20 protein-coding genes are annotated in these 22401 nt (G+C 50.7%); 10 read left to right on the top strand and 10 right to left on the bottom strand.

Annotated elements, in window-relative coordinates:
• The first annotated feature begins 7 nt into the window (after positions 1-7).
• From IYN85_RS11835 to IYN85_RS11820, 4 genes are all read left to right on the top strand, one after another.
• On the top strand, positions 8-2464 hold the full coding sequence (locus IYN85_RS11835; protein ID WP_196159089.1) for a GH36-type glycosyl hydrolase domain-containing protein: 2457 nt from the start codon (positions 8-10) through the stop codon (positions 2462-2464).
• 180 nt (positions 2465-2644) lie between these two features.
• The gene (locus IYN85_RS26385) at positions 2645-4720 is read left to right on the top strand and encodes a methyl-accepting chemotaxis protein (RefSeq protein WP_196159088.1); all 2076 of its coding nucleotides are present in this window, start codon (positions 2645-2647) and stop codon (positions 4718-4720) included.
• 216 nt (positions 4721-4936) lie between these two features.
• Positions 4937-5941: a LacI family DNA-binding transcriptional regulator gene (locus IYN85_RS11825; protein WP_196159087.1), complete on the top strand. Its 1005-nt coding sequence runs from the start codon at positions 4937-4939 to the stop codon at positions 5939-5941.
• A 429-nt stretch (positions 5942-6370) separates the two neighbouring features.
• Entirely contained in the window at positions 6371-7102 is a 732-nt protein-coding gene (locus IYN85_RS11820) for a glutathione S-transferase family protein (RefSeq protein ID WP_196159086.1), read from the top strand.
• Here IYN85_RS11820 and IYN85_RS11815 read toward each other — a convergent pair.
• Positions 7099-7779 carry a YafY family protein gene (locus IYN85_RS11815; protein ID WP_196159085.1) on the bottom strand — a complete coding sequence of 227 codons (681 nt, stop codon included), beginning with the start codon at positions 7777-7779 and terminating at the stop codon, positions 7099-7101. The two genes, IYN85_RS11820 and IYN85_RS11815, sit on opposite strands and share 4 nt — an antisense overlap.
• On the bottom strand, positions 7776-8444 hold the full coding sequence (locus IYN85_RS11810) for an HAD family phosphatase (RefSeq protein ID WP_196159084.1): 669 nt from the start codon (positions 8442-8444) through the stop codon (positions 7776-7778). The genes IYN85_RS11815 and IYN85_RS11810 overlap by 4 nt, the downstream gene beginning before the upstream one ends.
• A gap of 108 nt (positions 8445-8552) precedes the next feature.
• Here IYN85_RS11810 and IYN85_RS11805 point away from each other — a divergent pair, with 108 nt between their 5' ends.
• Positions 8553-9545, top strand: a complete 993-nt coding sequence (locus IYN85_RS11805; RefSeq protein WP_196159083.1) for an SDR family oxidoreductase — start codon at positions 8553-8555, stop codon at positions 9543-9545.
• 4 nt (positions 9546-9549) lie between these two features.
• Here the strand turns inward: IYN85_RS11805 and IYN85_RS26380 are convergent, their stop codons facing one another.
• The 5 genes from IYN85_RS26380 to IYN85_RS11780 all read right to left on the bottom strand — a co-directional run bounded on the left by IYN85_RS26380 (position 9550) and on the right by IYN85_RS11780 (position 11859).
• Positions 9550-10380 (bottom strand): helix-turn-helix domain-containing protein, encoded by an 831-nt coding sequence (locus IYN85_RS26380; protein ID WP_370592191.1) that lies wholly within the window; start codon positions 10378-10380, stop codon positions 9550-9552.
• Positions 10381-10411: 31 nt separating this feature from the next.
• Positions 10412-10954 (bottom strand): dihydrofolate reductase family protein, encoded by a 543-nt coding sequence (locus tag IYN85_RS11795; protein WP_196159081.1) that lies wholly within the window; start codon positions 10952-10954, stop codon positions 10412-10414.
• Positions 10955-11190: 236 nt separating this feature from the next.
• Positions 11191-11409, bottom strand: a complete 219-nt coding sequence (locus IYN85_RS11790; protein WP_196159080.1) for a hypothetical protein — start codon at positions 11407-11409, stop codon at positions 11191-11193.
• A 9-nt stretch (positions 11410-11418) separates the two neighbouring features.
• Positions 11419-11628 (bottom strand): hypothetical protein, encoded by a 210-nt coding sequence (locus IYN85_RS11785; protein WP_196159079.1) that lies wholly within the window; start codon positions 11626-11628, stop codon positions 11419-11421.
• Between the two features lie 9 nt (positions 11629-11637).
• Positions 11638-11859 carry a hypothetical protein gene (locus IYN85_RS11780; protein WP_196159078.1) on the bottom strand — a complete coding sequence of 74 codons (222 nt, stop codon included), beginning with the start codon at positions 11857-11859 and terminating at the stop codon, positions 11638-11640.
• A 222-nt stretch (positions 11860-12081) separates the two neighbouring features.
• On the opposite strand from IYN85_RS11780, the gene IYN85_RS11775 reads away from it, so the two are divergent.
• Both IYN85_RS11775 and IYN85_RS11770 read left to right on the top strand, forming a co-directional pair.
• A complete protein-coding gene (locus IYN85_RS11775; RefSeq protein ID WP_196159077.1) occupies positions 12082-12762 on the top strand; it encodes a hypothetical protein in 681 nt (226 codons plus the stop codon).
• Positions 12763-13405: 643 nt separating this feature from the next.
• Positions 13406-14074 carry a glutathione S-transferase gene (locus IYN85_RS11770; RefSeq protein ID WP_196159076.1) on the top strand — a complete coding sequence of 223 codons (669 nt, stop codon included), beginning with the start codon at positions 13406-13408 and terminating at the stop codon, positions 14072-14074.
• Between the two features lie 11 nt (positions 14075-14085).
• Here the strand turns inward: IYN85_RS11770 and IYN85_RS11765 are convergent, their stop codons facing one another.
• Positions 14086-14931, bottom strand: a complete 846-nt coding sequence (locus IYN85_RS11765) for an ABC transporter substrate-binding protein (RefSeq protein WP_196159075.1) — start codon at positions 14929-14931, stop codon at positions 14086-14088.
• 208 nt (positions 14932-15139) lie between these two features.
• On the opposite strand from IYN85_RS11765, the gene IYN85_RS11760 reads away from it, so the two are divergent.
• On the top strand, positions 15140-16330 hold the full coding sequence (locus IYN85_RS11760) for a sugar MFS transporter (RefSeq protein WP_196159074.1): 1191 nt from the start codon (positions 15140-15142) through the stop codon (positions 16328-16330).
• Positions 16331-16335: 5 nt separating this feature from the next.
• On the opposite strand, the gene IYN85_RS11755 is transcribed toward IYN85_RS11760, so the two are convergent.
• Entirely contained in the window at positions 16336-16920 is a 585-nt protein-coding gene (locus tag IYN85_RS11755) for a hypothetical protein (protein ID WP_196159073.1), read from the bottom strand.
• 187 nt (positions 16921-17107) lie between these two features.
• Here IYN85_RS11755 and IYN85_RS11750 point away from each other — a divergent pair, with 187 nt between their 5' ends.
• Together IYN85_RS11750 and IYN85_RS11745 are read left to right on the top strand one after the other, a co-directional pair.
• Positions 17108-18067, top strand: coding sequence for an ABC transporter substrate-binding protein (locus tag IYN85_RS11750; RefSeq protein WP_196159072.1), 960 nt, complete (start codon positions 17108-17110; stop codon positions 18065-18067).
• Entirely contained in the window at positions 18064-20532 is a 2469-nt protein-coding gene (locus IYN85_RS11745) for a bifunctional diguanylate cyclase/phosphodiesterase (protein WP_196159071.1), read from the top strand. Before IYN85_RS11750 ends, IYN85_RS11745 begins: the two co-directional genes overlap by 4 nt.
• Positions 20533-20715: 183 nt before the next feature.
• On the opposite strand, the gene IYN85_RS11740 is transcribed toward IYN85_RS11745, so the two are convergent.
• Positions 20716-22368, bottom strand: a complete 1653-nt coding sequence (locus tag IYN85_RS11740; RefSeq protein WP_196159070.1) for an ABC transporter substrate-binding protein — start codon at positions 22366-22368, stop codon at positions 20716-20718.
• Between the last annotated feature and the right edge of the window lie 33 nt (positions 22369-22401).

Genomic DNA, 22401 nt, shown 5'->3' with positions numbered 1-22401 from the left:
GGCAATTATGACTGCGCATGAAACTGAACAAGAATACGGCTATTTCGATGACGCCAACAAAGAATACGTCATTACGGAGCCAAAAACACCGTACCCATGGATCAACTATTTGGGTGATACGGCGTTCTTTTCGTTGATTTCCAACACCGCTGGCGGCTACAGCTTCTACAAAGATGCCAAGTTTCGCCGCTTAACCCGTTACCGTTACAACAACGTACCGGTGGATACCGGGGGTCGTTATTTCTACGTCAAAGATGGCGATGTCGCCTGGTCGCCAAGCTGGAAACCACTCAAGACCGATTTAGACTATTACGAATGCCGCCATGGCATGGGTTACAGTCGCATTACCGGACGCAAGAACGATGTTGAAAGTTCGGTGTTATTTTTTGTACCGCAAGGTGAAAACCTGGAAGTGCAACAAATGACGCTGACCAACCACAGCGATGCACCAAAAACTCTAAAATTATTTTCATTTGTTGAATGGTGCCTGTGGAACGCAGAAGACGACATGACCAATTTCCAGCGGAATTTTTCCACCGGTCAGGTTGAAGTGAAAGACTCGGTTATCTATCACAAAACCGAATACCGTGAACGCCGCGATCATTTCGCGTTCTACTCGGTGAATACGGACATCCACGGCTTCGATACCGACCGCGATGTCTTCCTGGGCGACTATAACAGCTTTGACACTCCCGACGTTGTCAGCAACGGCGCACCGAAAAACTCCATTGCGCATGGCTGGTCACCGATCGCCTCGCACTATATTGAAGTCACATTGGCGCCGGGTGAAAGCAAAGATCTCGTCTTCACATTGGGCTATGTGGAAATGCCGCTTGATGACAAATGGGAAGCCCCGGCTGTTATCAACAAGCGCAAAGCGCTCGCTGCCATCGAACGATTCGACAGCGTCGAGAAAGTGCAATCGGCTTTCGCCGCATTAAATAGTTACTGGGAAAATCTGCTCAGTAAATACGTAGTTAAATCAGACGACGAGCGGTTAAACCGCGGCGTGAACATCTGGAACCAATACCAGAACATGGTGACGTTCAATATGTCACGTTCGGCATCGTTTTTTGAATCCGGTATTGGTCGTGGTATGGGGTTCCGAGACTCGAACCAGGACTTGATCGGGTTCGTTCACCTGGTACCAGAACGTGCACGTGAACGCATTCTGGATATTGCGGCAACCCAGTTTGAAGATGGTTCGGCTTACCACCAATACCAACCGTTAACCAAGCGCGGTAACGCAGCGGTGGGCGGCAATTTCAATGACGACCCAATGTGGCTGGTCCAGTCGGTCACCGTGTATGTCAAAGAAACCGGCGACTTCACGATTCTGGAAGAACCGGTTGCCTTCGATAACGATGTCAGCAAAGCCACCAGCCTATTCGATCACCTGACGCGATCGTTCAACTTTGTCACCCGTAACTTGGGAGAACATGGTCTGCCATTGATCGGTCGCGCGGACTGGAACGACTGTTTGAACCTAAACTGCTTTTCAATGGAACCGAACGAAAGTTTCCAAACCACAGAAAACAAAGAAGGCGGGCGCGCAGAATCGGTCATGATTGCTGGTCAGTTCGTTCTGTTCGGCAATGACTATGTCGAGCTCTGTGAACAGCTGGGTGAACCGGAGGAAGCCGAACGCGCCCGAGGTCATATCCGTGCGATGGAAGACGCCATTAAAACCCACGCATGGGATGGCGAATGGTTCCTGCGTGCCTACGACGCTGCCGGTAATAAGGTAGGCACCCATGAGGCCGAAGAATCTAAAATCTTTATTGAGTCACAAGGTTTCTGCACCATGGCCGGGGTCGGTTTGGAAAACGGTCTGGTGAAAAAATCTCTGGATGCCGTCAACCAATACCTCGCCTGCGACTACGGCATTGTGCTGAACTACCCGGCCTTTACCCGTTACTACGTGGAATACGGTGAGATATCCACCTACCCACAAGGTTACAAGGAAAATGGCGGTATTTTCTGCCACAACAACCCGTGGATCATGATCGGCGAAACCGTTCAAGGCAATGGCGATCGCGCATTTGAGTACTACACGAAAATCGCTCCCGCGTATCAGGACGACAAAGTTAAACTGCACAAAACCGAGCCTTACGTCTACGCTCAAATGATTGCCGGCAAAGAAGCGGCGACACCAGGTCAGGCAAAAAACTCTTGGCTCACTGGGACAGCCGCGTGGAACTATGTTGCCATTACCCAACATATTCTGGGTATCAAACCACAGTACCAGGGACTGCAGGTTGACCCCTGCATTCCGGCCGGTTGGAAAGGCTATGAAGTAACCCGCGAATTCCGTGGCGCCATCTATCACATCCGTGTGGAAAACCCTAACGGTGTGTGCAAAGGGGTGGCCTCGGTGGACGTCGATGGCACCACTATTGACGGCAATGTATTGCCCATTATTGAAGCCGGTCAATCGTGCCAGGTGACCGTCACTCTGGGTTAAAGAAAGTGCGCGCGGGGCCGATAGAAATGTATTAAAAAACCCAGCGCGCGTTCGACCACAATCGATGGAATTACGTTGTGCCGTGTAACGCGGCACAGACCAACTACCCACAAAAAGGTAGCGAGAAGGATTTTCTTCATTTGTCGAATATATAGACGCTGTTTTTGGAGAAAAATCACAGTGACCGCTCAAATCCCGACTCGCCTGAGTCAAAGCATGGTGTTTAAAATCACCCTCGCGTTCAGCGTCATTGCGCTGATATTTTTTGCCAACGTGGGGAAAAGCTACTTCGATGCACAGCGTACTCAGTCTCTGTTGACGCGCATGACCGATGAGGCATTGCCGATATTTTCCTCGGCGGCAAACCTGGCCTCGGATGTGCAGAAACTGGAACCGGTGGTGCTCGCCATTCTGGAATCGAAATCGAACGCTGATTTTGCGGCTGAGCAGCAAAGCTACCAATCGTTAGCCAGTGATATTCTGAATGAAATTACACGCATGCAAACGGTTGACATCAGTGAACCTCTGGCCACGAAAGTACGGCAACTGTTGCAAACATTGGATGGTCAAATCACGGCAATCGGTTCCGGCATCGATACCTTGTCGACCCAGCAAACCGAGTTGATCAGTACCATTTCAAAATTCAATTCCGCCAGTCAAACCTTAAGCGAAGCAGAAAATATCCTGACGCCATTGATCGGTGATTTCGTTTACGAATTAACAGACGACTACGTCATCAGTTTGATTCAGGAACTGGCGGCCTCAGCCAACTACGGCATGTTGATCATTGAAAAGCTGAAGTCGGCCAATGACCCACAACGCGTAGATGAATTGCAAACTGAGCTTTCCGGTTGGATACAGGATTTCGATTCCTTTTTTGGCATGCTCCCCAGTATGGCGGGCGACGACCCAGCCCTGTACCGGGATTTCCTGAAAACCTTCAGTGCCACCAACTCGCAGATTAAAATCACGGCGCAAGGTGAATACAACACCGATACCAACGACTACACCAACGGACTGGTCACCATAAAGCAAACGCAGGTGGGTTTGGCGCAACAGCAAACCCAAGCTCTGCAGACTTTCCGTGAACAAATGACGGCCATTCTTGATACCACAGACGCGATTGTTCGGTTAAGTTTTGATGACTTGCAACGGTCAGCCAGCACCACCAAGACAGCCTTAAAAACACAGATATGGGTTGGTCTGGTCAGCGGGTTAATTGCGTTGAGCTTTGTGTTGGCGATTTCGGTTTATCTGACTCGCTACTTCAAGACGGCTATCGCAAAAATCCAGCGACCACTGCACAAACTCGCACTCGGCGAACTGCATTCGACGCACGAACAAGCCAAAGCTGATGAGTTTGGCCGCATTCAGACTGCCGTGACCGACGTCAGTGACGGTCTGCGCGATATCGTTAGTGGTATTGGGCAGGCACAGGTCCAGATTAACGACAGTGTCGATACCGTCAGTAAACAGTCTGAAAACACGCTGTCGTTTGTCGCTGGGCAGAAAAACGAGCTGGACATGGTGGCCACCGCACTCACCGAAATGTCCGCCACGGCACATGAGGTGGCCCAGCACGCCAGTGACACACTGAAGAAAGTTAACGACGCCGGAAAAGTTGCCGGGCAAGGTCGGCAGGAAGTTGGCGAATGCCGCACACTGGTGGAGCAAGTGAGTGTACAAACGGCGGAAGCACAGAATGTTATTCATTCATTGAATAATGGCGTTCAGGGGATTGAATCGATTCTTACCACCATTGGCGGAATCGCCGAACAAACCAACTTGCTGGCACTGAATGCGGCTATTGAAGCAGCACGCGCTGGAGAACAGGGGCGTGGATTTGCGGTGGTTGCCGATGAAGTCCGCGCGCTGGCCAGTCGCACACAGGCATCGACGCTGGAAATCCAGCAGATGACCGACACCATGTTGAAAGAATCATCCAGCGCTGTCAGTGTCATGCAGCAAAGCAGTGAACTAGTGGCGAAAAGTCTCGAAAGTACGCAACGCGCCGACACCACCATTGCGGGCTTTACCGGGATCATGGAGGAGGTACAGGACCTCAGCCACCTGATTGCCACCGCATCCGAAGAGCAAGCGGCTACCGTCAATGAAATCAATAACAATGTGCTGCAGGTGTCTAACCTCGCCGAACAGACACAACAGTCGGCGCAAGCCATGCAAGCTGGCAGCCACCAGTTGGCAGACGAAGCCTCAACCTTAGCAGAAAAAGTCTCGCGTTTTAAAATTCTGTAACCTCGCCGGATCGCCCGCCGGCCACAGATAACGGTCCAGCGGGCGCCGTATCTGAAACAGCACCGCAACACGCCGCAAAAACCTGAAACAACCATCAGATATCTGCGCCACTTTTTGACTTTGAAGGGGACTTTCGTCCGATAAAACCCTAAAATGTGCTTGGCAAGCTCACTGTAACCGGTTACATTAAACCTCTATTCTTAGATCCTGACTGCTATGGCAACTATCCGCGAAGTCTCAAAACACGCAAATGTCTCAGTGGCGACGGTCAGTCGAGTCGTGAATGGCAACAAATGGGTGTCAGATTCGACGCGCGAAAAAGTTCTCGCCGCCATGAAAGAACTGGGTTATCAACCTAACTCCTTTGCCAAAGCGTTAGCCACGAACAAATCTGATACGGTCGGTATGGTGGTCAGTGATCTTGGTGGTCCCTTTTTCGGAGATATGATGCGTGCCGCGGAAGATGAAGTGCGCAAACTCGGCAAGCATCTCATCATCACCAGTGGCCATGACACCCTCGACAGTGAGCAGGATGCCATCGAATTCCTGATGCAACGCCGCGTCGATGCACTACTGTTGCATCTCGACTCCATCCCCGATGAAGACATCATAAAACTCAGCGACACCGCGAATATCCCGATCATTCTGATGAACCGCCTCATTCCGGAACTGCCGGACCAATGTATTTCACTGGATAACGACATGGGCGGTTATCTGGCCACGCAACATCTTATCGAGCTGGGTCACACCAACATTGCCTGCATTACCGGTCCGCTGTTTAAAGCCGATGCGCGTTCTCGCTTGGCAGGGTATCGCCGCGCCATTGAGCAAGCAGGTATGGAATACGATGAGCGATTGGTCATTGAGTCGGACTACCAGGAAGCCGGTGGTAAGGCATCCATAGAGCGGTTACGCCGTCGTAATATGCGCTTCACAGGTGTGGTCGCACAAAACGACCATATGGCCATCGGTGCCATGAACGCGCTGAAAATGCACGGACTGTCGGTGCCTGATGATGTCAGTGTGGTGGGCTACGACGACATGGTGATGGCGCGCTACACTGAGCCGGGCCTAACGACGGTGAATATCCCGGTAGCCCAATTCGGTCAACAAGCCGCGAATCTGGCGCTGAGTCGACTCGGCGAGAAAACCGGCAAGATATTCCAACATTTCCAACCGGAGTTGGTGGTCCGGGGTTCGTCCGGCCCCGCACCTAAATAACTCTGCCAATTTCGGCTGTCAATATCGGCATTCTTTGTTGTGAAGAACCCGTCAGATCTGAACGTTTGTTTGTAGTTCTTAACGAAATAATCTTTCGGAAGTTTTTTCGTTCAAAGAGGGCAGCCCGAATGGCACTTACTTAAGCGTATTTAGTTTTTATCTTCAGCGTTTGCATCATTCAGTGACTTGGTTTCACTGGGAAACTTTCGCCGTCAAGGGCCGAGCCGGTCCGACGATTCGGGCTGGGATTGTTAATGGCTAAGCCTGAATCCTCAGACCCTTTTGATTCTTCACGCAGAAATTTCGCTAACGGCTAATTGAGTACATTCGGTTTTTGAAAGAACTATCAACCTCTGTCACGACTTACTGCCAGCCTGTTGGCAGTAGCCTGTTGGTATGCTTTCGCCAAATCAACCAAGGAGAGCGCATATGATTACCCTGTTCCAACCAAAACCGATGTTTGGCCTGCCCAATGCCAGTCCTTATTGCTTAAAGCTGGAGGCGTTTCTGCGCTGGCAGGAAATTCCATTTACCATTCAGGAAGGTCTGCCGTTTCAGGGACCATTCAATAAGGTGCCTTTTGTCGACTACAACGCTGAACGGCTGGGCGATTCGAGCCTGATTATCGACCGTCTGATCCAAGATAAGAACATCCGTTATCCCGAAGGTTTGGACATGGCGATCGGTCACGCATTTCAGCGTTTAACGGAAGACCACCTGTACTGGGCGATGGTTTATTTTCGCTGGATGGACAACCGCGCCTGGCCGATTTTGCGAGACGCTTTTTTCGGTCAAATCCCGTTTCCGGTACGGCCGTTCATTGTGAGCAAGGCCCGTAAGCAAGCCAGGAACGCACTCTATGGCCAGGGGCTGGGCCGGTTGCCCGAATCGTTTATCCTGGAGCGCGCCCGCGCCGACCTGAGCGCACTGAGCCAGCGTCTGACTGAGCAGCCCTTCGTTTGCGGGCAGCAGATGACCCATTACGATTGCTCGATCTGGGCAGTGCTCAGCCAATTAGTGAATTGCGAACTGAAAATTCAATTAACCGATGTCGCCGCAGAATTTCCGAATCTGAAACTGTACATCGAGCGGGTCAGCGCTCAATTGGGCACTCAATGGGCATCAACAGACCGCTCTCAGGGCGCTTTCGTTGCGGCTTAGCCAGCTTTCTGCTGTTCAACAAAATCAGCCAGTGTCCTTCCGGGCTGGTCTGGAAATGCCTGGCCAAGACGATCGGCCTGGCGAATGCGGTCGACTCGAAAAGCGCGGAACGCAGTGCGCTGCTCACACCAGGCAGCGATGGTCCAGGCCTGTCCCCAAAAAGCTAACGCCAGTGGCCAGATGACGCGCTCAGACGTTCGGTCATTAGCGTCCAGATAATGAATGCTCAACTTTTGCTTCTGTTCAACCGCTTGTCGCACGCAACCCAGGCGTGCAGCGGTTGGCTCATCAATAATTGCGGCGGGTGCGTGAATTCGGGTTTGCCACAACAATTTACGGTGGTTATGAGGTACCACGGCATCAACCTTGTCCAGCAACTGCTGTGCCGCGTCTGCCAGAAACGGGTCCGCGACAGCCTGAACCAATCGGCTGCCTAAAGACAACGCCAACAATTCTTCCGGGGACAGATGCAATGGGGGCATATCGAAATCTTTGTCGATCCAATAGCCCTTGCCTGTTTGACTGATGATGGGTACACCTGCCAGCGTCAGGTCGTTCACATAACGGTAAACCGAACGCACCGAAATGTTTAAGCGGTCAGACAGATACGCTGCGGTAGTGTAGGGCCGGCTGCGAATGATTTGAGTCATCTGAAACAGAATATCAATTCGGCTCATGCCTTTAAGACAACCTCAACTGTGGTTGATAAATCATGATTGCGAAAATCGTCCACAAAGGCGTTCGCAGCGAAGGGGTCGTCCGCCCATTGCGGCGACTTAAAACCAATGACTTTGCATCCGGCCAGACAGGCCGCCATGGCACCGTTGGCGGAATCCTCAACAGCCACACTGCGGGCCGAACTAGCTGACATGAGCTCCAGTGCCAGATGATAGCAATGCGGTTCGGGTTTATGACGACTGACATCTTCCGCGCTGATCACCACCTCGAACACGTCAGCGTCAGTCAACAGAGCTAGAACGGCGTCGACCCGTTCGCGTGTTGCACTGGTCACCAGACCCAGCTGATAGCCCTTACTCTTCAGTTGCTGCAGTTGCTGTTCTATACCGGGCATGAGTCCCAATTGTGAATACTGCGCAATTTCGTCGGCCACAGGGTAGCTGGCCTGCAACTCTTCCACCGTTGGGGTCAAGCCATAGCATTGTTTCAGGGTTCGCCAAAACTGCGCGCCACTGAGGCTGCCCATGGCCCGAATATCGGCGACGGACAGCGTAATTCCATACGTCGCGGCAACCTTGGCTAAAATTTTGTGCGCACAGCGATGAGAGTCAATCAGAACGCCATCCATGTCGAACAGCACCGTACCGGGAGAAGTCTGAGTCATATCCTTTACTCCGCGTTCCTCGAGAGTTTTGCAATCGATGGTTAGATTTCACCGAAGGCTTATGCTTAGATGGTAGTCAACGTTTTGGGTTAAGGGCAACGTAAAAACATGTCGACTTTAAAAACCGCCTTCGTCACCGGCGCCACTGGCTTCCTGGGTACCAACATCGTTCGTCAGCTGGCGGCTTCCGGCGTGAAGGTTCACGCATTAAAGCGGGCAACATCGAACACAGCTGAATTTGATGGTCTGGATATCCATTGGCACAACGGCGATGTCACCCAACTGGAAACGCTGCTGGCGGGCTGCCCAGATAAGGTTGATGCTTTTTTTCACGTGGCAGCGGACACCAGCCTGTGGCGCAAGAAAAACGCCCAACAAGATCGGATCAACCTAACAGGAACGGAAAACGCCATTACCACCGCGCTGCAAAAACACGCCAAACGCTTCATTCATACGTCCAGTATTGCCGCCTACGGCGTTCACGAGGACACCATCACCGAAGCCTCATTGCAGTTGGGTGAAATGTCTTTCTGCAATTACTACCGGACTAAGCATTTGTCTGAAAAGTTGGTCAGAGATGCCGTCCAACACCGTCAACTCGATGCGGTGATTCTCAACCCCTGTCACCTCGTTGGCGCACCAGATTATCACAACTGGTCGCAGATGATGCGAATGGTTAAAAACAAAACCTTACCTGGCGTGCCACCCGGTGTCGGCAGTTTCTGCGACATTAAGGAAGTCGCCAAAGCGCATATTCGTGCTTACGACACAGGGCGCCGGGGCGAGAATTATATCTTGTCGGGCGACGACATGAGCTTCGTACAATTCATTCGGGAAATCGGCGCGTTGGTTGGCGAAACGACGCCGTCAAAAGCAATGCCCGCCTGGGTGCTGCAACTGGTCGGTCAGCTGTCTGCGCTCTGGGCCAACGTCTCTGGAAAGGAACCGGATGTTACCCCAGAAAAAGCCTTTATCGTCAGTGACAAACTGCAAGTGAGCAGTGCGAAAGCACAACAGGAATTGGGCTATAACGCCTCGATCCCAGTAAAAGAACCTTTAGCGGATTGCCTGCAATGGCTGATGGCGACCGGAAAAATGTAAACAGTTACTTCGCCTCAGAAAGTTCCGCGCTGTCATGAAATAACTCAATGACGTTGGGGTAAGGCCGGCGGGATTGCTGCAATTGGCGCGGTGTCAGCCCGGTAAAGGATTTCATTTCGTGGATCGCGTGGGACTGATCAAAAAAATCACCGAAGTCGGTCAGACCTCTCGGTGCTTCGCCGCCACCCAACCCCAGTAATGCCTGATTCAAGCGCATGAGACGTTGGTACAGTTTTGGGGTAATACCAGTGGCCTGTTTAAACTTGTTAATGAAGTGTTTGTGACTAAAGCCCATGGCTTCTGATATGTCTCGCAGAGACAGACAATCACTCATACGATCGGCTTGCAAATAACGGACAACTCGATCATCTGGCGACGAACGGGCTAACAACTGAGTCAATGATGATTCAAGAAACTGCAAAATATCTTTGGCCTCAGACAAGCGACAGAGTCGCTCCCGTAATTGAACGAAAGTCGGTCCCAGACTCTCCAACGCAATCATCTGGTTCGTCAACTCATGGCTTGCCAGTTGGCAAAGAGGACTCAGTGCCAACGCGTTAAACTGCACAACGACGGTCGTGGCGTTTTGCTCGGACTCATAATCAACCGGGTGGGTTTGAATCCCCATGAGCCAACCTTGTCTGAATTCGCAGGCGCCGATCTGCTGATGCCGTCTGACCCGGCGCACCTGATCATCCAGCGGGATCACCAATTGGCTGTAATTACCGGGAAGAACACGTTCCACAGGACATTCAGACGAATACCCTCGATAAAAGATAATGCAATGGATCCAATTCCTGAGCAGGCCTTCTGGCCTGTATTGACAGATCTCCATGCGCCCTCCGGTCGCTGTCCAATAAACGACGTTATCCTGATGCCTCAACAGTGTAATGCAGAATAGCCACACCATTGGAATATTGCCGCGAGGTTTTAAGCGTAGCTCGCGCTGGCAATGCGGAAGAGCGCCCGAATAGCGGTATGCCCTGGCCCAGAAAGAACGGGTTCACTTTCAGCTTCACTTCGTCGATCAGTCCATGCGCCATCATCCAGCCCGCCAGCTCTCCGCCACCGCACAACCAAATAGAAGGGCCGTTTAACTCTTTGCGTGACTGCAGTGTTGAGAGGACATCGTCCGACAGGCAGACAACCTCCTGGCTCGACGGAAATTTCAGATGTGTCGAGACCACCCAATGTTTTAGTCCTGGGTATGCAGGCTGGCCAGGTTGAATGCCATATTGAAAACCAAAGCGATACGTATTCGCACCCATGATCACATCTGAAAACTGCTGCAGTTCCTGTTGAAAGTCATCGACATGAGGACCTTCCATCAAGAACTTATCCACACCCCCGTCCTGGTCCGCAATGAAACCATCCGCAGACGTCGCAATATAATAAATGACCTTTCTCATAAGCCTTACCTTGTTGTTGCAGAAGGTGAAAGACTAAAAAAAGTACGCCAGAGAATGATTGGAAAAAATTAACCTGAAAGAAAAGAAAGTGGCTTTGTGAAGAACCTGCGAAGTATCAAAATAACAATAAGTTAAACTTGAATTGGCTTATGTTTGCGTCGGCAGCCGCGAAGGTCGTTCGGCCGCCGTTTCTAGAATGGAGGGCAATAACGCAGAATTCGCTGACGCAACGAGCGTTAATTCAACGAATCGATCTTATCCCTTAATTGAGATTTCTGATCCGTAACAATTCGTTCGAGCGTACGAATGCGGTCTTCCATGGCTTGAAAACGCTGATCAACATCGGCATTCATTTGCTGAGCGGATTTTTTTTCACTCTGTTTGATAATTTCGCGGACAATCGAACCGAAAGTCGCGATACCCACAATAGCGATTACAAATACGAATACATCCATGTCCTGTCCTTACAGCGCGTCAATCGTGTTTTTTAAATGTGTTTTTTCATCCGTGGCAATCCGTTCAAGCGTTGCCACTCGTTCTTCAAGCTGCCGGATGCGTTGATCCTGCGCGGTATCGGGCTTGGTATCCTTCGCTTTCAGTGCGAGCCATTTTTTCCCGAGGTCGCCCAGTGTGGTAATACCCACGATAGCGACGACAAACCATATCCATTCCATGAGTGACTCCTAAAGCGTGTTGATTTCTTCTTTTAATGATGCCGATTTATCCGTCGCAATCCGTTCCAGTGTACGGACCCGCTGTTCCAGATTAGCCACATGTGAGCGCAGTTTAAGCTCTTCTTCAGACGGTGTCGATTTTCGTCGCAACCCCTTGACCTGTTGCAGAATCAACAACGTTCCCACAATAAGTAAGAACACAATAGCGACAATCATCGTTGGTATATTCACATTGAAATCCTATGCGAGTGGCTGCGATCCGATTCAGTTTACAGAGCATTGACGATCATGGAATAGGGAAAAGTCACAAAAAACAGGAACCTTTGGGATGACTAATGGCCAATTTCCGTTAACCGCATTGCGCTTTGTGACTTTTGGATGAGTTCTGCCTTCAAGATTCGCGTATGGTATCGCGCTTGAAAGCCATCTCCCACCAAACTGAAGACATGAGCCATGATACGGAAATCACTGTTCACCTTACTGTTTTTATTCGCGACACCGTGGACCACTGCCCAAGATACCGACTGGGAGCAGCTGCTGAAATCTCAGTTGGCTGAGGCTGAGCTCGACACCCACCAGCGATTTGCATTTTCCCAAAGCACGAACAATCAGGATAACGAACGTCAGGTTGCCAGCTTTACGCCAAAACGCGAGCCGCAATGGCAGTTAATCAGTGTGGATGATCGCGCGCCCACGGACAAAGAACAAAGCAAATTTTTGAAAGAACGTGAACGGGCCAGTGAACGCCGGGGCGAAGACCGTTTTGCGGATCTGATTACTCCCGGCACCGTTGCCGTCGCAGACGTGACCGATTCGCGTATCCTGCTGACCTTTGCACCCTACCTGAAAGACATGAGCGCAGCAGACAGTCAGGCTTTTATGCGCGGCGAAGCCGAGGTAGACCCGCAAACCCTGCGGTTACTGTCATTGCGCATCTTCAGCATCGACGAATTTTCGCCCTCCTTTGGGGTTTCCATTGCTCGGCTGACCATCCAATTCGAATTCGCCACTTTTCTGGGGCAAACCCTGCCCGCGCACTATCTATTCTCGTTTCAGGGCAAGGTCGCTGGCATGAAAAAGATCGATGTTGAATCGTCGATCCGTTATGGGGACTATAAAGCAGTTGATGGTTGATTTATGGCAAACAAAGCGAATATTCACACCGACCCAGCTTATTTTGCTTGCCGTTGAGACTATCCAGTATCAACAACTTACCAGGGACTAATGTGAGCTTACTCAATCGCAACTTAAGCCTCAATCATGACAATTACAAACGGTAGGACGCAAAACGCGAAGATCGAACTCAGATCAAGTATCAGCTGATGCAGCTGTTCAGACTGTCCGATGCTGACACCTGCCATCACTCAACTTCCAGAAACGATTCGGCTATCTCGTTCCATTTCAGCAAGCCTTCTGGTAAATATCTGGGATATGAACACAAATGAATCCAATTCCTGTCTTTTTCAGTACAAATGTCGCTAGTGTCCTGAATCAGAAGTTCGCATGAATGCAGCGTGCCATTCAAGGTTTATAGCTAGGCGTGCCTCGCAGTCAATGGTTATTCCATTTGCAAGAGACAGAACGACACTAGAGAGCTTGAATGTCGCGCCCGAAGAGAGCGAATGGAAAACACTATAACGGCGTTGCTCTTCTTGAAAAGATCGCGATATTCTCTACAAAGAGCGCCTTGTACTAGCGCCTCCCATTAGCTCTGAAACGATACGAACTTCCGACTCAGGACACTGGTTACCCGAACTTTATCATTGGAGCCCGCACCATGATCACTCTGCATCATTTGAATAATTCCCGTTCGCAACGGCTGCTTTGGCTGCTGGAAGAGCTAGGACTCGATTACGAGGTTAAATACTACCAACGGAACCCAAAAACAATGCTGGCCCCGGCTGAACTGGAACAGATACATCCGCTGGGGAAGGCGCCGGTGATTACCGACGGAGAGATCGTCATGGCTGAGTCGGGCGCAATTATCGAATATCTGCTGGGTCGCTATGGTCATGCCTTTGTGCCGGATAAAACAACCCCAGCCCACGGCCAATATTTGTATTGGTTACATTTCGCTGAAGGCAGCCTGATGCCGCCATTGTTGCTCTCACTGGTCCTCGACAAAATTCGCACCAGTCCCATGCCTTTTTTTGCCAAACCGATAGCTAAAAGCATTAGCCAGCAAGTGGGCAGTGCCTTTGTTCAACCCAACGTCAAACGATTACTCACCTTTATTGACCAGCACCTGGCGCAACACACTTGGTTCGCCGGTGAAGCGCTGTCTGGAGCGGACTTCCAAATGAGCTTTCCACTGGAAGCCGCACAAGCACGAGGGCTAATCGATCGACGCTACCCGAATATTGAAGGCTACCTCAGACGGATTCACGCACTGCCAGCCTACCAGCGGGGGCTGGCGAAAGGCGGTCCTTACGATTACGCGGCATGATAAACCGTTGTTTAACGCCCTTCCGATTGCAGATAATGCTCAATACGTTCGGGCAACTGCGTTTCACGCAACTGCGCCAGTTCCGTCCAGATCGCTTCCGTTAGGTTCGGATGCTGTTCGTAAAAACGACGGCCAAACAGTAAAAAATACGGCTTGATAACTAACGGGGGGTCCAACCGGACAATATTGTCAAAGGTCCGGTCATTGGCGAGCAAATAGTCGCCGGTAACGGTTTGTAAGGCGGCGCGGTTAACGTGTCCTGCCTGCAACATTCGTAAAGCCGATGACGACTGCGCCGCTTCGTATAAGGTGTAACCGCGAGCTCGCATCTGTTCGTTAATAGAATAACCTTGTGGCGCAACCACTTTCTCAACTGTTTGATTCTCATTTCCCTTCAGCGCATACCAACTGTAACTGATAGTGGTCAAACGACGCGTATCATCCAGTTTGTCGTCATCGGTATGCGGATAAACGCCGTATTCAGCTCTGCTTTCGCTATAAGATGCATTAAAAATGGCATCCACCTGACCGGCAGCCAACAATGCTAAACATCGGCTCCAGGGGTAACGTACTAATTCAATTTCGATGCCTGGAATTCGTTTCGGCAACAGCTGAACGATATCCACAGCAGCGCCGGGCTCATCTAACACATGTTGAGAATCGCCCAAATAGTATGGAAACTGAGTTTTGTTTTCATAAGCAATTACCAGTTTCACCAACGGCTCTTCGGCATAAAGGCTGCTGTGCGCAATGGCAATAAACGTGCAAAGCAGCCAATAAAGAATGCGACGTTTCGCAAAGGCAAAACCCACGGATATACAAGCAAATATTAAATACCGGGACAAAATCAACTTCATCAGTAGAACCTAAGTAAAACACATTTAAAACCACAACCATTTAGGTATTCGAATACTCATGGCTGCAGGTAACGTCTCGGTCAGTATAGAGGAAACTGAAACAGGCTTGAGCCCAAACTTGAAAAAAATTCCGCACCCTTGTGATTTGAGTTAACCTTTGCGTCCCCTGACTTGGGCTTTCATCCCCGTCCGTTGTATAAGGTAGTTTATGTCTCGCCGTACGTTGACGCTCATCCTCGGTTTTATCGCGTTCATCGCTCTGGGTCTGCCGGATGCGTTACTCGGTCTCGCCTGGCCGTTCATGCGTACGGCAATTGGACAACCACTGGAGGCCAGCGGACTTATTGTACTGTCGGGGACACTTGGGGCGGCATTAAGTGGTTTTTTCAGTAGTTGGCTGGGGCGGCATTTGGGGATTGGACGCTTACTAGCATTAAGTTGTACCCTGACCGGCGTCGCGTTAATCGGCTATGCGCTGGCGCCTAACCTTGGCTTTATTCTCTTGTGCGCCATCGTCATTGGTATTGCCGCTGGTGCGACAGACGCGACGGTAAATGGCTACGTTGCGAAAAACTTTGGCGACCGGCTCATGCAATGGCTGCACGCCAGTTTTGGCGTTGGCATTACCATCGGCCCTGTCGTCATGACGCTCATTCTGGCCCAGCATTTATCCTGGCAGTTAGGCTACACCATTCACGCCGGTCTTCAGTTAGCACTGGCAGCCCTATTCTTCGTGACAGCCGGCATCTGGCTCGCTGGGAAAAAATCGTCTGCCGCGCTGCAACAGGAAAAGCATGCCGCTGACCATCATGACACTTCCATGATGCATTCAATCAGAGACATCCGCATTTGGTTAGCAATGGCCAGCTTCTTTTTCTATTGCGGGCTGGAATACTCTGTCGGTTTATGGACCTTCAGCTTACTCACTGAAAATCGTGGTGTCAGCACAGCTCAAGCCGGTCTATGGGTTAGCATTTACTGGGGAATGTTTACCGTGGGCCGTATGGTTATGGGTACCATTGCGCACAAGTTTGCACCTGCCCGGATGATTGTATTCGGTTTGATCTCTGCCGCTTTGGGCACCACCCTGTTTGCCATCAGCTCTGACGTTTATATCAACCTGCTCGCGATTATCATCATCGGATTTGCCTATGCACCGCTTTATCCTGCCATGGTGTCGACGACCCTGCGTCGGGTCGGTATTGAGCATTTCAATAATGCCATGGGGTTACAGGTGACCGGTGCCAGCTTGGGAATTGCCCTGCTACCCGGGCTTATCGGCTGGATCGCCGGGCAAACCTCGCTGACGCTGTACCCATGGCTGCTGCTCGCCATTACGGCCATTTTAATTCTGGTGTCCTGGACCGCTCACCGACTGCCGGAAAGCCAGCAACCCTAAAAGCGCTAAAGCAAAGTGACGCTGCGCACATAAACCAGTTCACAAGCGCCATCGCCAACATCGTCGCGGGTAAGAGAACTCTGCCAATGCCACCCGTCGGATGCATCCACCCGCACCAGAAATCCCGACAGCCGAATATGCTGCCCTGGGACAAGATCGTCGAGTTGAGCCCGCACGTATTCATCACCTGGAATCATATGCATGTTGGCACTGGACTGCTCTATTTCTCGTCGCGGTATCGGAAAATCCTTAGTCGACCAACGATACCAACGCCCCGATTGGGATATGTCGATATTAGCCAACACGGTTTCGTCCGACATCCTTCCCCACCCCAAAGCCAGGTCGTAAGGTGACAAATCAGCTTCCCGACCGGTTCGGTAGCGTTTTTTTGCGAGAAGCTTTGCCTCAATATCAAAGTCCGACAAGGGGGTAATCCGATAGTCTCCCAGGTTGAAGGGCTTTGCATTCGCCAATGGTTGCTGCATTGGCAACTGCGAAGCCACCACGCCCGGCCCCAGCGTCACGGTTTGAGAAGGCATGAATTGATAGGCGATCACCGCCAATGCAGCTATTAGCAATAATTTTTTCATTGATCCGATTCAAGCCCCCTATGACACCATGCAGTTAGCGCACGCCGTCTAAAAATTGAAACCCTTGTTATGCGCGTTCGTTTGGCATTCGCACATTGTGAGGCGCTGTCTATACTGCCAGTTAACGACTACCTAAAGTTAACTGCGCATGCACCAAAACGCAACGCTTCGCCCTACGAATTCACACATGCCACTGCTGAATCAGCGACTTTTCGCTGCCGTTGTGTTTGTACTGTACATCACCAGCAGTTGCGCACCAGAACACGCGCCACCTTTCCGGGTGGGTTTAAATAACTGGCCAGGCTATGCGCCACTATATCTGAGCAGTGTACTCAACCCCGCCTCAGCGTCTGATTTTCAGCTGATTCCCATGGCGTCATCAGCCGATGTTATGCACGGCATTCGTAGCGGCACCCTGGAGGCAGGCGCCTTAACCCTCGATGAAGTCATCACCCTGGCGAACGACGGTATCGAGTTACGAATTGTGCTGATATTCGATATTTCCATGGGCGGCGACGCGATTCTGGGCAAGCCCTTTGTCGAGTCATTGGCGGATTTGCGCAACCGTACCGTTGCCGTTGAAAATTCCACAGTCAGTGCACTGGTTTTGAGAAGGGCCATGGAAACGGCACAATTGTCTGAAAACGATATTGAACTGATGTATTGCCCCCTACAGAACCACCTGACTTGCTTCAACGAAGCCGACGCTATCGTCACCTTTGAGCCCATGAAATCGAAAATCCAGAACCTGGGGGCGCATATACTGTTCGACAGCCGGGAAATGCCGAACGAAATATTGGATGTTCTCGCCGTCACGGAATCCGCCTACCCGGCCTTATCGACCACCATCAATGCGATGGTCGCCGACTATTACCAAACTGTTGCCAGCATTAACAGTGATAACAACTTCGCGCATGCAACTCTGGCAGAATTTACCGGCTTAACCATCGATGAATTGGACCGCGCCTATGAAGGCATTGAGCTGCCAACGGCATGGCAGGCCAAGAATTTGATGAGCGGACAACCGTCACCGCTGTCACGGCTGATTGATCACACAACCGAGGTTTTACGAGACCAGGGACTGGTGCGAAACGACCACATGGCACGTCCGATCATCGACCACAGCCACATAGACGCAACGCCATGAAAACGACAGTGACCATAAAAATTAAATTCTGGCTGCCCTTCGGCATCATGTTTCTGATGTTTTTGTTATTAACAGGCACATTATTGTTCGACTGGCGGCAAGATCGGCAAGCACTCGTGTCATCTCGGCTGGAAGTGGTGCAGTTTGACATGGCAACTCTGGCACGCGAAGTTGAACAGCTACTGCAAAAACAGGATAGAGAAAGAGTGGCCAGCAGCTTGATGGCGCGAAGCGTCAATACAAAGTACCGCTCCATATTCATTGTCAACTTAGTAACCGGGCAGATGGAAATCACCGGTATTCAATCGCCACTGATTCGCAAATTCCAAAATGTCGATGCATTTGATAAACAGTATTTGAGTGACCTTAAAAGAACTAAAATTGCACAGGTCGCCTTCAATGAAGAAACCTTATTAATTAATGCGTATTTTTCTCTTCCGCTGCACATTAATAATGTGGATGACCGTGATGGCGTGCTCATTGCCCGCTATAACCTCGAGGAAGATCTGGCTCTCATAACCCGAAGGGCCTATCAACAAAGCATTTATTTTGCCGCCGTTTTCGTGCTTGTGACACTGATTTTTCTTTGGGTATACCGTCAATTCATTCAACGACCAGCGCAACAAATTATTGCATCGGTGCAGGAGTTTTCGAAGTCACGTGCTGAAATTGACCCTAATATTTCTGGTCACGGTGAACTGCGCGAGATAGCCGACGCCGTGCGCAAAATGTCCGCAGACATTGTACAGCTGGATAATCAACGCAAAGATGCTCAATTCGAAGTCAACCAGAGAAACTCGATTTTTGACTCACTCTTCTTGCTGCTACCCGATCTCTATTTTTTGCTGGATGCGAACGAAGCGATCATCGACTATCGCTCTATGACGGCGGACAACCTTTATATTCCACCCGAAAAATTTCTTCACAGGCGCATGTCCGATGTACTGCCCGCACACATAGGCAAACAATTTGTCGAAAATTTCTCGAAGGTCATGACCACCAACCGTGTGGTGACGTTCGACTATCTGCTCCCGAAAGATGGACAAGACTTGTACTTTGAGGCCCGAATGGCACCGGTTCCGCATGTCGATCAAGTCGTCATCGTGGTGCGCGATGTGACGCAACAAAAACAAAATGAGCTGCTGATTTTACATCAGGCGCACTATGACGCGCTGACCGATCTGCCTAACCGCTACCTTGCTTTAACGCGGCTGGAAAAGCTGATGGCTGAGGCAAAACGAGACCAGGGGTCGATTGCGGTGCTATTTCTGGATCTTGATGACTTTAAAAAAATCAATGACACCTTGGGCCACACGGCGGGCGATGAGGTGTTGATTGAAACAGCGCAACGTCTGACCCGCTGTGTCAGTGACAAGGATACGGTTGCCCGTTTAGGGGGGGATGAGTTTGTCATCCTGTTCAATCAGGTCGACTCACCGCAGCAACTGCTAACAACCGTAAAACAGATCAGTTTTGAATTGCATCAACCCATTCAGAGTGAAAACCGAGATCTGCTTATCGCTACCAGCATGGGGGTGTCTATTTACCCCGGCGATGGGGAAACCGCGACCGATCTGCTGCGCAATGCCGACACTGCGATGTACCACTCCAAAGCGCACGGCAAGAATCAGTATTCTTTTTTCACCAAAGATATGAATACCAACATGAGCCGGCGACTGCGCATCGAAGAATGCATGGTCCGAGCGCTGGAGAACCAGGAGTATGAAGTCTATTACCAGCCACAATTTGACCTGCGCGGACGCAGATTAGTCGGTGCCGAAGCACTGTTGCGTTGGCATTCTCCGGAACTGGGTTTGGTGTCTCCGGCAGAATTCATTCCTATTGCGGAACAAAATGGCAAGATCATTGCCATCGGTCATTTTGTTATTGAGCAGGCTGTTGCGCAGTGTGCCGAATGGGTTAATAGGCTTACCCCAGAGTTTCGTATCGCCATCAATCTGTCGCCGCGCCAATTCCGGGATAAGGATGTACTGAAGGTCGTCAGTCAAAGCATGGCCACGCATCAATTGGCGGGTCACCATCTCGAGTTCGAAGTCACCGAGGGGGTGTTATTACGCGGCTACGAAACCGTAAACGATGTGCTCACCGGCTTGCATAACCAAGGAATATCCATTTCCATGGACGACTTCGGTACCGGTTATTCGTCACTGAGTTACCTGCAGGATTATCCGTTCGATATGGTAAAAATCGACCGTTCGTTTGTCAGCAACATGACCACGTCTGACCACTCCCGCGAATTAGTGAAAGCCATCATCAGTATGGCACACAGCCTGCGACTTAAAGTTCTGGCAGAGGGTGTGGAAACCGCAGAACAAGCCATGTTATTACTGGAATTTGACTGTGACCTGATTCAGGGGTTCCTGATGGGGCAAGCCGTTTCCGCCAAGGACTTTTCCGAGCATTGGCGATCGCCGACCGCCGCAAGCGACCTATTAACGCAATAGCACGCAGGTCGCCCGTGTTGCGGCTAGTGTCCATGCGTGAAATGAGGTAAGTAAAGCGTATATTGATCGCGCCGAAGGCAAGGCGGAAAAGTGAAGGCATAGTGGTGCTCTGTCAAACTTTTCCAACGCATGCTTCGGTAGGAGGGCGAAGCGATTTCGCCACCTTATTTTCCGCATGACCCACTAGGGTTCAATCGGACGCAAATTCAACAGATGGATCAATCGTTCCGGAATACCGTTATGCACCTGGGGGCGGACAAACGGATTATCCTCTGTCACCCAACCCGTAAACCGCCGCGTCGAGTATTCATACCAGATCGGATTGGCAAACAACGGGATCACCGGCATGTTGTCTGCCACTGTTTTTTGGATGCTGGTCATGAGTGCATGTTGACGTGCAACATCATCGGTCAGCGCGAAGTCGGCTAGCCAACGCTGGATGGACTCCGACTGAAACTGATGCATCGCCTGATCCAATACTCGGCCCTTTACCATGTTGTTCGGGGAAAACATGTCGTTATACACCTTCCAGGGCGTAATGCCTGGACTGGTCCACATCACGTAGACATCAAACTCACCGGTTGGGATACGGCCAAACCATTTATTTTCATCCATAGCTTCCACATTCGCATCTAGACCCACCGCTCGGAAATTTTCCACAATGGTTAACACCGCGTTATACCAATCGGTCCAACCACTGGGTACGGACACGTTAAACGTCAGCGGCTGCCCATTCGGCTGGTCGCGCCAACCGTCGCCATCATTGTCAACATACCCAGCTTCGGCAAGCGCTGTTTCGGTCGCTTGTGGATCGTATTGCATAAGCTTTTTGTAGGGCTGCAGAGCCTGCTCATCGTACCACGAGGCATACAATGGACCGGTCCCCACTGGCCACAAAGTTGGGCTGGTTAAGCCAAAGGTATCGACATCTCTGAGTTGCTGTCGGTCGATCGCCATACTCAAAGCTGTGCGGAATTTCACGTCGTTGAATGGCGCTTTTGTGGTATTGAATTGAAGATTAGTGTTTGCGCCCGGAGCCAACCAAACTTTGTTTGTATCCAGGTGATCGGTGTATTGCTCGCCAGGTTGGTTAATGCCTTCACCCATCCAGTCAATTTTTCCGCGCCGCGCCGCGGCCCACAATTGTTCATTACCGGAGTAATGCGGGAATCGAAGACAATCTATGTGCAGATTAGCTGCATCGTAATAAAAAGGATTTCGGCAAATTTTGAAGTAGGTCGTGGTAAAGGCGTCGACCTCTGAAAAAGGGCCGGTACCGACCGGGTTGTTATTCGGGTAATTCAGTGGGTCAGCAATGTCGTCAAAGATGTGTTTTGGCAGCGGATACAACCGACCGATGGATTGATGGGCCAAGGCATTGGGCTGCGCCAGAAAAAAAGTCACGCTGTAATCATTGTTGGCCACGACATCCGTCACCAAACCTGTCTGCTTCTGCGTATTGTACAGGTCGATGTTTATCGGATACTCAGGGTGCGCCTTCGCATACTCAACGGTGAAGACAACATCTTTGGCCGTGAAAGCTTTGCCATCGGACCATTTCACCCCTTTGCGCAACTGGTAAGTTACACTGCGAAAATCCCGGCTCAATTCAACCGATTCCGCTAAACGCGGATAGTCATTTTCAGGGTGCCATACGTTGAATATCCACAGCGGTTCGTATATGAAATCTGTGGCGTATCCCGAGCCAACCGTCGCATCGAACGGATTGAAATTCCGTTCGTAACTGAAGGTATGAGTGGGCACCAAGGTCAGATCGGTACTGGCAAATACACTGGATGCAAACAGCCCTGCCGTAATCAAGCATTGTTTTAACATAGAAAGTGTCTCTTTTCTTTTTAATTGGTTATC

The sequence above is a fragment of the Reinekea sp. G2M2-21 genome, assembly GCF_015687175.1.
In the GTDB taxonomy this organism is placed as follows: domain Bacteria; phylum Pseudomonadota; class Gammaproteobacteria; order Pseudomonadales; family Natronospirillaceae; genus Reinekea.
This window is presented reverse-complemented; position numbering and strand designations above follow the sequence as displayed.

What these genes read in the sequence shown, in the direction of transcription:
- IYN85_RS11740 (WP_196159070.1), bottom strand. Translation starts at nt 22,368, where the DNA reads ATGTTAAAACAATGCTTGATTACGGCAGGGCTGTTTGCATCCAGTGTA.
- IYN85_RS11760 (WP_196159074.1), top strand. Translation starts at nt 15,140, where the DNA reads ATGTCTCGCCGTACGTTGACGCTCATCCTCGGTTTTATCGCGTTCATC.
- IYN85_RS11775 (WP_196159077.1), top strand. Translation starts at nt 12,082, where the DNA reads ATGATACGGAAATCACTGTTCACCTTACTGTTTTTATTCGCGACACCG.
- IYN85_RS11795 (WP_196159081.1), bottom strand. Translation starts at nt 10,954, where the DNA reads ATGAGAAAGGTCATTTATTATATTGCGACGTCTGCGGATGGTTTCATT.
- IYN85_RS11790 (WP_196159080.1), bottom strand. Translation starts at nt 11,409, where the DNA reads ATGGATGTATTCGTATTTGTAATCGCTATTGTGGGTATCGCGACTTTC.
- IYN85_RS11765 (WP_196159075.1), bottom strand. Translation starts at nt 14,931, where the DNA reads ATGAAGTTGATTTTGTCCCGGTATTTAATATTTGCTTGTATATCCGTG.
- IYN85_RS11805 (WP_196159083.1), top strand. Translation starts at nt 8,553, where the DNA reads ATGTCGACTTTAAAAACCGCCTTCGTCACCGGCGCCACTGGCTTCCTG.
- IYN85_RS11820 (WP_196159086.1), top strand. Translation starts at nt 6,371, where the DNA reads ATGATTACCCTGTTCCAACCAAAACCGATGTTTGGCCTGCCCAATGCC.
- IYN85_RS11815 (WP_196159085.1), bottom strand. Translation starts at nt 7,779, where the DNA reads ATGAGCCGAATTGATATTCTGTTTCAGATGACTCAAATCATTCGCAGC.
- IYN85_RS11810 (WP_196159084.1), bottom strand. Translation starts at nt 8,444, where the DNA reads ATGACTCAGACTTCTCCCGGTACGGTGCTGTTCGACATGGATGGCGTT.
- IYN85_RS11825 (WP_196159087.1), top strand. Translation starts at nt 4,937, where the DNA reads ATGGCAACTATCCGCGAAGTCTCAAAACACGCAAATGTCTCAGTGGCG.
- IYN85_RS11785 (WP_196159079.1), bottom strand. Translation starts at nt 11,628, where the DNA reads ATGGAATGGATATGGTTTGTCGTCGCTATCGTGGGTATTACCACACTG.
- IYN85_RS11745 (WP_196159071.1), top strand. Translation starts at nt 18,064, where the DNA reads ATGAAAACGACAGTGACCATAAAAATTAAATTCTGGCTGCCCTTCGGC.
- IYN85_RS26380 (WP_370592191.1), bottom strand. Translation starts at nt 10,380, where the DNA reads ATGGAGATCTGTCAATACAGGCCAGAAGGCCTGCTCAGGAATTGGATC.
- IYN85_RS11770 (WP_196159076.1), top strand. Translation starts at nt 13,406, where the DNA reads ATGATCACTCTGCATCATTTGAATAATTCCCGTTCGCAACGGCTGCTT.
- IYN85_RS11835 (WP_196159089.1), top strand. Translation starts at nt 8, where the DNA reads ATGACTGCGCATGAAACTGAACAAGAATACGGCTATTTCGATGACGCC.
- IYN85_RS11750 (WP_196159072.1), top strand. Translation starts at nt 17,108, where the DNA reads ATGCCACTGCTGAATCAGCGACTTTTCGCTGCCGTTGTGTTTGTACTG.
- IYN85_RS11755 (WP_196159073.1), bottom strand. Translation starts at nt 16,920, where the DNA reads ATGAAAAAATTATTGCTAATAGCTGCATTGGCGGTGATCGCCTATCAA.